Source organism: Dyadobacter soli (genome assembly GCF_900101885.1).
In the GTDB taxonomy this organism is placed as follows: domain Bacteria; phylum Bacteroidota; class Bacteroidia; order Cytophagales; family Spirosomataceae; genus Dyadobacter; species Dyadobacter soli.
Genome location: NZ_FNAN01000022.1, coordinates 1 through 13735, shown reverse-complemented (window position 1 = coordinate 13735; position 13735 = coordinate 1). Strand labels below are relative to the sequence as shown.

Sequence of the window (13735 nt, the reverse complement as noted above, 5' to 3'; positions counted from 1 at the left end):
TATTGTAGAAAATTCTCAAAGAAATTCGAGAGTGATATCAATCGTTTTCGAGATGCTAAAAACTTTTTAATAAGCTGAAGAAAGGGTGATTGCTACGTTAATTGCAGCTACCTTTATCTATGAATATCCACCCGGCACCGCGCCGTCCGACGTTTGCAATTTTTGATACTCACCCGGTAATGCGCATGGGTCTGGCGATTCTTCTCAGGAAAAATTTTGAGGAAGCAGAGATTGTAGAATCAAACAATATCCGGGATTATGATCAAAATGCAGGGCGGCCGGAGCCTGATCTGGTTATTTATGTGTTGCATGCGGATTTTGAAGAGGAGGGGTATCCGTCCATCTCAGAAATCAGGCAGAAATATTCCGGTTCGCGGGTGATCGTGTATGGGCCTGAAATGCAACCCGAGGTGATCATCGATTACTTTAAGAAGGGGGTAAATGGTTACCTGTCCAAATATGCGGATATATCGGAAATGCTGATTTGCATTAGGTCTGTCATGGGCGGGAAGCGGTATCTGGGCGCTGAGCATATGGCGTTCATATTCGAGTACCTGATTGCCAGCCATACCCCGCAAAGACGAGGGGATCTGCTTACGCGAAGACAAAAAGAAGTTGCCGACTACCTCGTACAAGGAATGTCGACCTCGTCCATCGCTGAAAAAACGGGGCTGCATCTCTCAACGATCAGCACATTTAAAGCTGCCATTTTTGCGAAAGTAGGCATTGACAATGTTCTTGCACTTAAAGAGATTCTTGGACTGAACGAAAATTAAACGACATGAAACTGGCTCAACAAATTGCCGATAAGGTTTACCCCATCATGGAAGGTAACAGGCACCTTAGTTCGGAGAGACTTAATCTGGCATTGATGCAGCAGCTAGAAGTACTGACTGATAAGCCGATTGAACTTCTCAGGAAATTACTGGAGTGTAACGTTCCCAACGCGAGCAACAAGCATATTTTCGACGAAGTTAGGCGTTATCTGGATACCGTCGGCTAAGACAGGTTTCGCGGTACCAGAGGCGAGTGTTACAAGTATTTCGAAGATTCGACTTTAAATTGATAAGTCATTGAAGCCGAGCATTGCTCGGTCAATCCTTCGACAGGTGCCACCTGCGCTGGACCGGGTCCAATCGCAAGCGGGATATGGCCTTCACTGGTAAACAGGCCCGAGGTTGTGTCCAAACCAATCCAGCTGGCCCCTGGTATGAAAACTTCTGCCCAGGCATGCAGTTCAACTGAGTCGCCCGATGTGGTTCCTAATTGTATCAGATAACCTGATACAAACCTGCTTGCCAGTCCTAATCGTCGCAGCACCTGAACCATGAGCCATGCAGAATCGCGGCAAGAACCAGTACGGGTTCTCAGGGTCATCTCGCATGACTGCACGCCTGGCTCTACTCTCTGCACGTAACGGATATAATTACAAATATGCTGATTGAGCTGTACCAGGAAAGAGAGAGTTTCACCATGAAACTTTTCAGCGCAGCCAACGAATGCGGTGAGGGCAGAGCTCCTGTCTACGATCTGCAAATATGGCAGCAAAGCATTTTTAACGATCGAAGGATACAAAAATGGGAAGTACTGTGATTCATCGTCGACTAGCACATCGAAGGGGTTGAAACCGGTCAGCTTGATTTCCAGAGTAACGTCCACCGACATAAAATCTGTTGTCTCATCGAAATCGGCCCGCGCCATTTTATTGCCGTAAACATCGTGTTGCCAGTATAGGCGATTAGCGGGCCGCAGCACAAAGCTGTATCCTTCGATGACCGCCTGGGTATCGCGCTGCGGAGCAAGGCGGAATCTGTGTGGGGACAGAAGTACTTTGTGATCGTATCTGTAGTCTATTCTGTGCTTAACTGAAACGCGCGTCATCTAGTCGATCTTCGATTTACTATCCCGCTTCTCCTTCTTGTCCGCGCGCTTTTCTTTCAGGTTTTTGGCGGGCTTTTTTTTGTCACTTTTCTGCTGGTTTTTTTCTTTTGACATGGTTTTTAGTTTTGTTGTAAGGTAGGTCCTTTTCCCTGATATTCAACATGTTTTATGGATTCATGAGGATTCTGTAAAATATTTGGTGGCAGCTGAAATATTCCCGGGTAATGCGGTTTAATTAGGTTATCTTACAACAAATCAACAAACGGCCGAAATGAAAATTGCCTTTATAGGAACTTACCCGCCAAGGGAGTGCGGAATTGGCACTTTCACTCAAAATTTATTTCATTCTAGCGTCGGAGAGGAAGCCGTGGTAGGCGGCTCGCAAGGCTTTGTGATCGCGATTGACGACAATGGCCTGCATTATGATTACCCCAAAGAGGTCAAGCTCACTATCCGGCAAGAAGAGCAGACCGATTACCTGGAAGCAGCCAATCTCATTAACCTGAGCGGGGCTGATATCTGCATCCTCGAACACGAATTCGGTATATTCGGTGGGCAGGACGGCATCTACATCCTGCCGTTATTATACCGGCTCAAAATTCCGCTGATTGTGACACTGCATACCGTCCTGAAAACGCCTTCCTACAATCAGAAGGCTGTGATGACCGAGATATGTAAAATTGCGCAGTCGGTAGTGGTCATGAGCCAGACCGCGGTAGATATGCTGTCGGATGTCTACAAGGTACCCATCGACAAAATCGCCCTTATTGCACATGGTGTGCCGGACATACACTTTGGTCAACTTCTGACTAAGAAAGAGTTCAAGCTTTCCTCCAAGCAGGTGCTGTTGACCTTCGGATTTATCGGGCGTAATAAAGGGATTGAGACAGTCCTGAGGGCCTTGCCCGAGGTAGTGAAGAAGTATCCGCAACTAGTTTATATTGTGCTGGGAAAAACACATCCCAATGTAGTCAGGCATGCCGGGGAAGAATACCGTGTCTTCCTCGCAGGCCTGGTCAAACAGCTGGGTATTGAAAAGCATGTCGTATTCCTGAACGAGTTCATAAGTCAGTCCGAGCTTTTCAAATACCTCTCCGCCTCCGATATATATATCACCCCTTATACCAGCGAGGCTCAGATCACCAGCGGGACACTTTCCTATGCGATCGGCGCCGGCAATGCAGTGATTTCTACGCCGTATTGGCATGCGGCAGAACTGCTCGCCGATGGCAGGGGCCGCCTTTTCAACTTCCACGACTCACCGGCACTCACCGAGATATTGCTTGAACTACTGGATCATCCCGACCAGATGCAACAGCTCCGCAAAAATGCATTCGATTATGGTCGCGAAATAACCTGGCCGAAAATCGGGGAAAAATACCTGGAATTGGCGGAATCAATAGCGAAAATCGGACTGGATCTTGAATCGGGCAGTCCGATGATTCTGGACCCGCTTGCGCTCCCGCCATTCCTGCTCGATCATGTTCAGCGCCTCACCGACGACACCGGCATTATCCAGCACGCCAAATACGGGATCCCGAACCTGAAAGAAGGCTATTGCCTGGATGATAATGCAAGGGCCTTGCTGATGGTGTTGATGACCTACAAAAGAAACAAGCATCCACTTGCCTTGAAACTGTCGCCCACCTATTTAAGCTACATCAATTACATGCAGACCCAGGACGGCATGTTCAGAAACTTCCTGAGCTTCAACCGGAACTTTCTGGATGAAGTGGGGTCAGAGGACTCTTTTGGACGTACCATATGGTCATTGGGCTATCTGCTCGGGAATGCGCCTAATGACGCCTATTACCAGACCGGCCGCGAGATTTTCTTTGACGCCGTGCCGAATTTCACCAATCTCAGATCTATCCGAAGCATTGCCAATACCATCGTCGGGATATGCCATTACCTGAAAAGCAATCCGACAGACGAAGGGATGATCAAGATATTGGAAGCCCTGACCGGCAGGCTTCTCACCGAATACGATATCCACCGCAGCAATGATTGGCAATGGTTTGAATCGCTGCTGGCCTATGACAATGCATTTTTGCCTTTGGCGCTCCTGCATGCTGCTGAGTTTTTGCATGATCCCCGCGTCTTCGAAGTAGCAATAGAAAGCATGGATTTCCTTTCGGATGTAACGCTCCGTAACGGCTATTTGTCGGTGGTGGGCAACGAGAACTGGTACGGCAGAGATCGCGAGCAATCGATGTTTGCTCAGCAACCACTGGATGCCCTTGCCATGGTATTGATGTTCCATCAGGCATTCCGGCTTACCAAAGATCAATCCTATATCCAGAAATTATCCACCTGTTTCATGTGGTTTTTAGGAGAAAACGACCTCCGGGTAAGCCTTTACGATTTTGAAACAAAGGGCTGCTGCGACGGTTTGGAAAGCACAGGCGTCAACCGAAACCAGGGAGCCGAGAGCACATTGGCCTACCTGATCTCCCATTTAAGCGTGCTCGAAGCATTTGAGGAAGTCACCAAAATGGAAGCCGAACTGGTATGAGAGTGGCTATACTATCATCGATCGCATGGCGTACGCCGCCCCGGCAATATGGGCCATGGGAGCAGGTGGCCTCGTATCTGACGGAGGGGCTCGTCGAGAAGGGGGTAGATGTAACGCTTTTTGCCACAACCGATTCGATGACTACGGCAAAACTGGAAGGAACCTCGCACGCTCCCTATGCGGAAGACAGGGACATCGACCCAAAAGTGGCCGAATGTCTGCACATCAGCCATTTGATGGAAAATGCCTCCCGATTTGATCTGATCCACAATCATTTCGATTTTCTCCCATTAACCTACTCCAAACTCATCCGGACCCCAATGCTGACGACGATCCATGGGTTTTCATCCCCGAAAATCCTGGATGTCTACCGGAAGTATAACGGATCATGTTTTTACGCATCCATTAGCAATGCCGATCGTAGCGACGAGCTGGACTACATTGCAACAGTTTATAACGGTGTCGACGGCAAGGATTTCCCTTTCGAGAGAAACCCGCAAGATTATCTGCTGTTTTTCGGACGTATTCATCCCGAAAAGGGAACGCTGGAAGCGATTCAAATAGCCCGAGAGTCAGGGAAAGTCCTGCTAATAGCGGGGCTGATTCAGGACGATGCCTATTTCGAGCAAAAGATCGAGCCCTGCGTCGACGAAAGATCAGTCTTTTATATTGGGAACGTCGGGCCATCCGAGCGGAAAACGTTACTCGGAAAGGCGCTCGCTCTGCTTCACCCGATCCAGTTCGACGAACCTTTTGGTTTAAGCGTCGCAGAATCGATGTTCTGCGGTACACCGGTGATCGCCTTTAACCGTGGCTCGATGTGCGAGCTGATTATCGACGGGAAAACCGGGTTCCTGGTCCATACAATCGGTGAGGCCGTTCAGGCTGTAAAAAGGGTTGCACAGCTTGACAGGCAGGAATGCCGCCAATGGGCGAAGGCGATGTTTTCGAAAGAAAAGATGGTGGACAATTACATGAGCGTCTACGAAGAAATTCTCCGGCATTAGTTCTTGTCGACGATAAGGTCTTCTAATAATTCTTCTAAATTGACCACTGCATAAGTAGAAGCATAGTCGGAAGTCGCATAGGGGATAATCAGACTCTGATTGTGCACAAATGCGCCACAGGAATACACGACATTCGGCACATAACCATCGCGCTCGCTTGCATTGGGGATCAGTAGGGGGTTAATCAGACGCCCTATCTCATTTTCAGGACTTTCCAATTCAAACAGCGATGCACCTAGCACGTACTCCCGCATCGGGCCGACTCCGTGGGTCAATACCAGCCATCCGGCCCGGGTTTCAATGGGTGAGCCGCAATTGCCGATTTGAACGAATTCCCAGGGGAATTTGGGTGTCTGGATCAACGTGGCCTTGCGCCAAACGCTGATATTATCCGAATAGGCAATGTAATTATTTACGCCGTCGATACGGCAAAGCATGGCGTATTTACCCTTGATCTTGCGGGGAAAAAGTGCCATTCCCTTGTTTTGCGCAATCTCTCCGTGCAGCGGCAGTACTTTGAAATGATAGAAGTCGCGGGTAGTCAAGAGCTTGGGTAGGATATTGACGCCATCGTACGCCGTGTAGGTAGCATAGTAGGTCCGCTCTTGCTTGTCATCGGTGAAACAGACAAACCTCGCGTCTTCGATACCTCTTTTTTCCGTATCGGCGATGGGAAAGATCACACGTTCTGAGATGTCGGTATCAAGGGAAAAATCCATTTCATAGTGCGAAGAGGCCAGCCACATTACCTCGCGGAGAAACACCGCGCCCGCGATGTCCATCTCCGACAACCCGCTGGTTTCTTCCACATACCGTTTGAGTTCTTCGTACGTAAAAGTCTCGGTCAACTTTCTTTCCAAAGCCGGATACGCAAGATTATCCAAATCCTGCATTTCACCCAATTTTGACAGAAACGACTTTTTCTTATAGATGTGGTTGCGCACATGCTCGGGAGAATCGAGTAACCGGCCAGGCGTATCGATGACAATATCATCGTTTTGGTCAATGAGTGCAGAACGGAATACAATAGATGATATATGTCCTTCCCCCGTAGCCCGAAAGCTGAGGATCACCCGCGTTTCACCCGGTTCGACCCCGGATTGATCGGGATCGGCCACAATCGACGGGTTGAAAAAGGCCGCAGCTTCGATGGAGTATTCCATCGTGAAATAGGCACCGATCAGCAGACGTTGGTTCGTCTCCATATCCTGCGGGTCTATTTGCATGGCGTTGAGCAGAACTTCCAGCTTCCGAAAATGTCGTTCGAATACTTTGAGGATATTCCGGTGCCGTTTCGCGTACTTTCTCAGAACGCTGTTCAGTTGCCGTACCTGGCTGCCTGCATCAAGCGCGAGAATAATCGATATCAGTTCTTTACTCCTATCCTCGCCATTGTATAGAAATCGCGCAATGACCCGGCTCGAATCAGGTTGAAAAATGGTGTCTTTCCGAATGAGATGTACGGCCATGATCAATATTTAAGATGAATGGATAGCACCCGCCGCCGGAATTTTCCACCGGTTATGTGACCATAGCCAGTAAGATGGCGCGCGGCTGATGCTTTTTTCCAGAAAATGATAGTAGGATTTTGTAATGCTCAAAGGCGTTGACCGGTCAAGGTGCTCCATCAGCCGAAATGTGAACTCGTAGCTGAAACGAGACCTTTTTTGGGATTCAACGTACACGACTGCCGCCTGCGATGAAGCCGCCATCCGTTCTCCTCCCGTTTGAACGGCAGTATCCTGGTCCAGGAATGAAATGTGAAATTTATCGCTGCCAGGTGCAGGCCGCTGATCTGCGATGACCACCAGTAAGTTTGGGATAGCAGTTTGGCGCAACAGCGACAACGCTTGCCGGTAAAATCCCTTCTTGGGAATAAGTTTGACTCCCAGGAACGAACGCAACCTGATCATCATCCTGTCGAGCAGACCATTTTTGATCGGCGAGTAAGCTGTGTAGACCGGATAGTCCGTCACTTGCGGAAGATTAATCAGGTACTCCCAGTTTCCATAATGCGACGCGAGGACTATCACCGGTCGCTGGTCGGCATGGAGCGATTCCAGAACTTCCGGGTTGATATACTTCGCCAGGCGCTTTCTAAGCCTTTCAGGCGCCAGGTAAAACAAAAAAGGTTCGAGCAAAAGATCGCTCATATGACGGTAATAGGCGCTCGTAAGCCTGCGGATCTCCAAAGGGGATTTGGTGGGAAAAGAACTTGTCAGGTTTTTAAGGATTACTGTTTTCCGGTATTGCAGTATAAACCGGAGCAATAAGGAAAGTAAAACAGAGAGGAGTGAGGTCAGGCAAAGCAGCGATTTACTCAAAAGGGCAGCTGGCAGATCTGTTAATAGCTGCGCTACTGTTCGCGATAACGATCTCGGATATTTCGGGATGTTGAATTTCATCTGTATGGTCTAAAAAACAAAAAATCCTCCGCACCGGGAGGATTTCTATTGCTTTGTATGTTTATGCCGCTTAGATAATGGTTACATTAACTGCGTTCAGGCCTTTTCTACCTTCTTCCACATCGTAAGACACACTGTCATTTTCACGGATATCATCATTGAGACCAGTAGTGTGTACAAAAACATCAGCTCCGCCATGTTCCGGAGCAATGAAACCAAAACCTTTGGTATCATTAAAAAACTTAACCGTTCCTATATTCATACTTTTATTTTAAAATATTTATCAAATGTAAAATAAAATTTTGACAATAAAAATATTATTGGAAAAATTTAGAATAATATTTTATTTCGTCAAAAAACAACTACCTTCAAGGAACATTCCGCTAAACTTGACTTCTGTAATGCAAAACCTGCTCGACATCCAGTCAGATCCTGACTTCTGAGGTGTCCGTGAGCACTGTCTGGAAAAGTTGCGCCCGTCTCATAAGGGGTGGCTTGAAAGCTTAATTCGAAAATACCTTACGTTCATATCCGGAGCCTTTTTTCTCCGGTCGACATCCCGGAATGGAACCATTTTTGGCTACCCGGATGACGAAACCGGCGATAAGGAGGTAATCGCGAGGTCGCGCATCTTGGACGACCATGAAATACTATGCGCTATGAATTTAGACCAGGAAAATAACGCTAGTGTATACGTCACAGTCGATGATGTGATGCACCCTATTGATAGCTCGATGAAGTGCTTGTTTGCCTCGAACTTGAGCCCGGCAGAATTAAATATTGAAGCGAGAAACGGGAAGGCAATCCGCTTAACAATACCTCCACACGCGTTGGTTATCTACTGTTGAGATAGCCATAGATTACTAAGAGCCACCACTGCGCCGCCCCCCGACGTTCAAGAGGAAATAGCATATGCCAGCCAATAAACTGTGATGGCTTTCAGCGTCGAAACAAGTTCCTTTGGTGAATTGGGTTTAATAAAGAAGCCTTATGCCATTTTATCGTATGCATCAATTATCAGCTCGTGATTTGCCCTATTCGTCAGATAAAGATAAGGGATGCCTGTTCGCCTGATTTCAATGTCGGTGCTAAGCTGGGTGTTAAGATCGGCACCATCTGTATACGAGTGATCAATGTCAGACAATACAAGGAAGGGTTCGGCATAGGGTGCATTCATATAGGCTAACGCTGACTCTCCATCCTTGAAATATGCCCTCCTGTCGGGATAGCTCAGCTTTTCAAATACGTATTCGAGCACATTTCTATCCTCTTCGTTATCCTCAATAATGATGATTTCTCCGTCTCTGTTGATTTGTGGGCGATGATTGGTGGGTGGTCAATTGAAGCAAAAATCTAGCCACAGTTAAAACCCCTTAAGGCTGGGTCGTAAGCAGGTGAAGGGCAGCAAACAAAAAGCGAGCCCTAGAAAATTGCATTTTGGGCTCGCCGCACACAGTCTTATTAAATCGATCAGTTCAATGGAATCGGAATCAATTCCCTTTCAAAAAAAGACAACATCTTTTTGTCACCGTCGCCGATTTCCTCACAATAGTAAATACGCTTCAAATACTTGTTGACCGTCAACCGCTTCCTGGGGTCCGTTAACAACGAGACCACCGACCCTACTAGATGTTTGTTTTCCATTCAGGAAGATAGGGAACTTAAATGGTTATAGCAGGGCCCCACCACTTACATAACTGTTTTTCAACGTTTTATTTTTGGTAGACTAATAAGGCAATCTCGTCTTCATAGAGGAGGAGCCAATGACGACATACAAGCGGCCTACAAATGACTAACTGCAAAATCTAAAATTAGTAATTGTGGTACCTCGAATGCTCAAAAAAACTCGCCAAATCCTAGAAAAAATGTTCGACCTATGTTCGACCTAAATAAAAAAACCACTTACAAAACATTTGTAAGTGGTTGATTATCAAGTGGAGAATATCGGATTCGAACCGACGACCTCTTGCATGCCATGCAAGCGCTCTAGCCAACTGAGCTAATCCCCCATTTCAATCATTACCGGATTCACTTTTTGAATCCCGGCCCCCGTTTGAGGAGTGCAAAGATGAAACGGAGAATTTTCAGATGCAAGCACCTGCATGATTTTTATGTTTCAAACAGAATCTTTTTCAAACCATCACCGCGAGCCACCGCCGAATGCCTTGGCAAGCAGCCAGATCACGATGGCGATGATACCTACGACGAGGATTACGCCCGTCCAGACACCGGTTTTAAAAATGTCGCCGATCAGTTCGCAGCTGGTAAGCGTGAATGAAAGAAGGAGGATTATCAGAAGATTGATGTAAGCTTTCATGAGAAGGAATCATTTAGGTTAGTGATGTTTATTTAACTTCAAAAACCATTCCATGAAAGCTCCGTGGAGAATTTTACTATTGAAACATGTCCATCGGGATGAGCTTCTGCCGGTCGTTCATTAATAATTTTTCAAAGAGTCGCACGGTCGCTTCGGCGTCGCCGTGGGCGCGGTGACGGTTTTCGATCATGATTTCCAGGCTTTCACAGAGATTACCGAGGCTGTACGATTTGAGGCCTGGGAAGATTTTCCGGCTCAGCTGAACGGTACACAATAAATCGCGTTGAAAATATTCATCCAGCGCACCGAATTCCCGTTTGATGAAGCCATAATCGAACTTGGCATTGTGCGCGACAAACCAGGCGTCACGCGTCATGGCCCTCACGGCATCCTGAACTTCATAAAAAGTAGGTGCATCCTTCACCATTTCATTATCGATACCCGTAAGGCGGGTGATGAATGGTGGAATGTACATTTCCGGGTTGATCAGCGAATGGAAGAAATCGACGACCCGGGTACCATCGTGTCTGAAAACAGCAATTTCGGTAATGCGTGAAGTCCCTCCTCCGCCTGTGGTCTCAATATCAACTATCGCATACATTAATTACTCACACTGAAATGGTTACTCGCAAATACGGCCGTAAGCCGGTTTATTGGAAGAAAAAATTTTAACAATGCAAAAAAACGAAAAAATCCCCGCCGAAGCGAGGATTTTCTTCAATAACAGGGAGGCATCTACGCAAGTGAGCGATGACTAGTCCAGTTGAAATGCGATCGGCAGCGTAAATCTAACCCGTACCGGAACGCCGGCCTGCTTGCCAGGCATCCAGTCTTTCATCATCTTCACCACTCTCACCGCTTCCTCATCGCAACCAAACCCGATGCCCTTCACTGCGGTCGCATTCTCTATTTTTCCATCAGAACCTACTGTAAATTGTACAAATACCCTTCCCTGTACGCCAGCCTGGGTGGCCGGTCTCGGATATTTAAGATTTTTGCGCAGGAAAGCCGCCATCGCTTCATTACCGCCTGCATATTGTGGCGACTGTTCTACATACGTAAAAGTTTCTTCTTTTTTAGGCGCAACTCCCGCAACATCCGCTTTCGCTGCCGGTGCATTTTCTACTGGTGGCGCGATCACGTCCAGGTTCTCGACGCCGTCCACCGTTTCGGTTGAAGGCTGCGCATTTTGCAAATCTTCTACTACCGGTGGCAATTCTTCAATCATTACCTTTTCATCCGGAAGTACTTCTGGTGTCAGGGATTTCACGGCCTTCTGGACCGGGGCAGGCTCCTCTTTGGCCGGAGGCGCAGCGGGCGGCTCTTCCATTTTGATGTCTATCGGAGTCACCGACACTTCATACGCAATGGCGTCCGATTTGAGATCTGGAACGAGTTCCGCGTATAGTTTCGGGAACATTACCAGCAACAAGAAAAACGCAACCCCCATCACCACCGCCCGCTGGACGGTCTGACCATAACCTTTTCTCAGATCATACGCACCGTACGATTTGTTACGGTTCTCGAAGACGATGTCATTCAAAGATTTTTCCATGGCTAATAGATTTTGATGATCAACACTCAGATTCAGGAGGGTTTGCGCATCAGCCGTTTTTACCATATTGTGGTAAACCTGCTCGAATGGCTTGCCATCCCAAAGACTTTCCTCCGCTTCACAAGCCAGATGATCGAGAATCTCCGGAAGCAATTCCGGGTCCAGCTTGTTTGCCTGCAAATACTTGCTTATTTGGTCAATGCGATTTTCCTGAAGGCGTTTCATAGATCGATCTGTTTAGAGATTAGCCATGTAACTGTGTTTATTCGGTTGCCAGATTTTTGGGAGCCAGCAGCAGTCTTACAGCATCTATAAAACGCTCTAAGTCATTGGTTTTAGTACGCGCAGTTTCATTACCACGGTGCGTAAGGGAATAATATTTCCGAAGGCGTCCGTCCACCTCCACCGACTCGGTCAGCAACAAACCCTCCTGTTCCAGTTTATGGAGCACGGGGTAAAGCGCGCCGAACGTCAGGGCAATAGCTCCGCCTGTTCTGTCTTTTACTTCCTGGGTAATCTCATAACCATACATCCGGTCGTGCTCAGCAAGCAAATTCAACACGATGGTTTTTAATGTACCCCGTACATACTCGTTACTCGTTGTGTTATTCTCCATGAGTGAAATTTTTATATAGCAAATATATATAAGTTTTTTATATATACAACACAAATCTACAAATTTCTTTTAATGAGATCAAGAGAAATTTCCAACTAACTCTCTGCCAATGGAATAGAGCGATTAATGCGCTCTTCGAGTGAAATGAAGGTCTCCGTCCGCTGGATGCCATTCACCTTTTGTATCTTATCGTGAAGGATTTCGCGGAGGTGCCCGGTGTCTCTGCAAACGATTTTAAGGAAGATACTGTAAATCCCCGTGGTATAATGGATATTCACAACTTCGGGTATGCCTTCCAGCTCGGTTGCAACCTGCTCGTATAACGAACTTTTGTCGAGGTAGATTCCCAGGAACGCGCTGATATCCCAACCCAGCTTCGTAGGATCGATCACGAGCTGGGAGCCCTTTACGATACCCATTTGTTCCAGTTTTTTCATGCGCACGTGCACCGTCCCACCCGAGACAAACACCCGCTTTCCGATTTCCGTGTACGGTAACGCTGCGTTCTCAATCAGCAGCGAAAGGATGCGGAGGTCGGTATTATCAATATCTGAATATTTATGCATTCCGTGTCGAAAGTTTGAATTCTTTGCAACAATGAGAGTCAATTTATGAAAGAATCGTAAATTTTAACAATTTTAAATGAAAATATTTTATAATTCAGATCAGAAGTTTTAGTTTTGCAGAACCAAATTAGAAAAAGCTGGTAGCAATATCGCTTTTACTCAATTCGGGATCACATTGTAGGGTGATGAAATTGGCAGCCATGCCCTCCTGTCTCGGGGGTGGTGAATAAGGGATAAACGCGGCATAATGCCGACGCAAGTCGACTGGGGTGGACCACCAACAGTATTTGTACCGTAGCTAACCGCACCGTGGGTGGTTCGAATCCCCCTCCTACAGCAAAAAAAACTTGACAAGCGATTTTTTTCGTATTAGTTTTATTTGGTTTTTAGTTTGTTGATGAAGTGTAATTTGACACGCGGGTTCATTTTGAAACCTGCGTGTTTTTTTTACGCCCATTTCAGACAGCCGTAGCCATCGTTTCGCACTTTGCCGCACACAACCTGCACATCTCGGCGCAGACGCGGCAATGCTCCATGCCCATCGCGGATCAAATCAAAAACTTGTGGAGCGCATAGGATTTTCTAGGTTTGTGTTTTTAATCAACCTAGTTCGTTTTGGAGAGTTTCTTGCCTATTATCCAGTTTCTATTACCAGAGTTTATCCTTGAAAATTTTGAATTGACATCCATCGACCGTCAGGATGGAGTATTTCACGTGCATATAGATGAGAAGAATGCGGATGAGAATGACCCGGAGAGGAAGAATTTGCTCTCCAAAGGGTTCTTTCCGATGATTACTGTTCAGGATTTTCCAATTCGGGGCCATAAGGTCTTCCTTCACATCAAACGCCGCAGATGGCTTAATACCAAGACA

At 47.0% G+C, this 13735-nt stretch carries 15 protein-coding genes and 1 tRNA gene; 5 read left to right on the top strand and 11 right to left on the bottom strand.

The window, feature by feature from the left end:
• The first annotated feature begins 185 nt into the window (after positions 1-185).
• Both BLQ88_RS29690 and BLQ88_RS29685 read left to right on the top strand, forming a co-directional pair.
• The gene (locus tag BLQ88_RS29690) at positions 186-776 is read left to right on the top strand and encodes a response regulator transcription factor (protein WP_218132968.1); all 591 of its coding nucleotides are present in this window, start codon (positions 186-188) and stop codon (positions 774-776) included.
• A 5-nt stretch (positions 777-781) separates the two neighbouring features.
• Positions 782-1003 carry a hypothetical protein gene (locus tag BLQ88_RS29685; protein ID WP_090156653.1) on the top strand — a complete coding sequence of 74 codons (222 nt, stop codon included), beginning with the start codon at positions 782-784 and terminating at the stop codon, positions 1001-1003.
• Between the two features lie 29 nt (positions 1004-1032).
• On the opposite strand, the gene BLQ88_RS29680 is transcribed toward BLQ88_RS29685, so the two are convergent.
• Positions 1033-1881 carry a transglutaminase family protein gene (locus BLQ88_RS29680; protein WP_090156652.1) on the bottom strand — a complete coding sequence of 283 codons (849 nt, stop codon included), beginning with the start codon at positions 1879-1881 and terminating at the stop codon, positions 1033-1035.
• Between the two features lie 271 nt (positions 1882-2152).
• Here BLQ88_RS29680 and BLQ88_RS29675 point away from each other — a divergent pair, with 271 nt between their 5' ends.
• A complete protein-coding gene (locus tag BLQ88_RS29675) occupies positions 2153-4396 on the top strand; it encodes a glycosyltransferase family 4 protein (protein WP_090156651.1) in 2244 nt (747 codons plus the stop codon).
• Positions 4393-5403: a glycosyltransferase family 4 protein gene (locus BLQ88_RS29670; protein WP_090156650.1), complete on the top strand. Its 1011-nt coding sequence runs from the start codon at positions 4393-4395 to the stop codon at positions 5401-5403. The genes BLQ88_RS29675 and BLQ88_RS29670 overlap by 4 nt, the downstream gene beginning before the upstream one ends.
• Here BLQ88_RS29670 and BLQ88_RS29665 read toward each other — a convergent pair.
• From BLQ88_RS29665 to BLQ88_RS37725, 10 genes are all read right to left on the bottom strand, one after another.
• A complete protein-coding gene (locus BLQ88_RS29665; protein ID WP_090156649.1) occupies positions 5400-6872 on the bottom strand; it encodes a glycoside hydrolase family 130 protein in 1473 nt (490 codons plus the stop codon). The two genes, BLQ88_RS29670 and BLQ88_RS29665, sit on opposite strands and share 4 nt — an antisense overlap.
• A 9-nt stretch (positions 6873-6881) precedes the next feature.
• Entirely contained in the window at positions 6882-7808 is a 927-nt protein-coding gene (locus BLQ88_RS29660) for a lysophospholipid acyltransferase family protein (RefSeq protein ID WP_090156648.1), read from the bottom strand.
• Between the two features lie 70 nt (positions 7809-7878).
• Entirely contained in the window at positions 7879-8070 is a 192-nt protein-coding gene (locus BLQ88_RS29655; RefSeq protein ID WP_090156647.1) for a cold-shock protein, read from the bottom strand.
• Positions 8071-9743: 1673 nt separating this feature from the next.
• Positions 9744-9817 (bottom strand) — tRNA-Ala (locus BLQ88_RS29640).
• A 131-nt stretch (positions 9818-9948) separates the two neighbouring features.
• On the bottom strand, positions 9949-10125 hold the full coding sequence (locus tag BLQ88_RS36905; protein WP_176885155.1) for a hypothetical protein: 177 nt from the start codon (positions 10123-10125) through the stop codon (positions 9949-9951).
• A 76-nt stretch (positions 10126-10201) separates the two neighbouring features.
• Positions 10202-10726 (bottom strand): 3'-5' exonuclease, encoded by a 525-nt coding sequence (locus tag BLQ88_RS29635; protein ID WP_090156644.1) that lies wholly within the window; start codon positions 10724-10726, stop codon positions 10202-10204.
• 153 nt (positions 10727-10879) lie between these two features.
• The gene (locus BLQ88_RS29630) at positions 10880-11905 is read right to left on the bottom strand and encodes an energy transducer TonB (RefSeq protein WP_090156643.1); all 1026 of its coding nucleotides are present in this window, start codon (positions 11903-11905) and stop codon (positions 10880-10882) included.
• A 37-nt stretch (positions 11906-11942) separates the two neighbouring features.
• Positions 11943-12296 (bottom strand): PadR family transcriptional regulator, encoded by a 354-nt coding sequence (locus tag BLQ88_RS29625; RefSeq protein ID WP_090156642.1) that lies wholly within the window; start codon positions 12294-12296, stop codon positions 11943-11945.
• Positions 12297-12391: 95 nt separating this feature from the next.
• On the bottom strand, positions 12392-12862 hold the full coding sequence (locus BLQ88_RS29620) for an Lrp/AsnC ligand binding domain-containing protein (protein ID WP_090156641.1): 471 nt from the start codon (positions 12860-12862) through the stop codon (positions 12392-12394).
• 458 nt (positions 12863-13320) lie between these two features.
• Positions 13321-13398: a four-helix bundle copper-binding protein gene (locus tag BLQ88_RS37725; RefSeq protein ID WP_510185994.1), complete on the bottom strand. Its 78-nt coding sequence runs from the start codon at positions 13396-13398 to the stop codon at positions 13321-13323.
• Between the two features lie 79 nt (positions 13399-13477).
• On the opposite strand from BLQ88_RS37725, the gene BLQ88_RS29615 reads away from it, so the two are divergent.
• Positions 13478-13735, top strand: a 258-nt coding sequence (locus tag BLQ88_RS29615) for an ISAon1 family transposase N-terminal region protein (RefSeq protein ID WP_090156640.1), incomplete at its 3' end; no start/stop codon positions are given.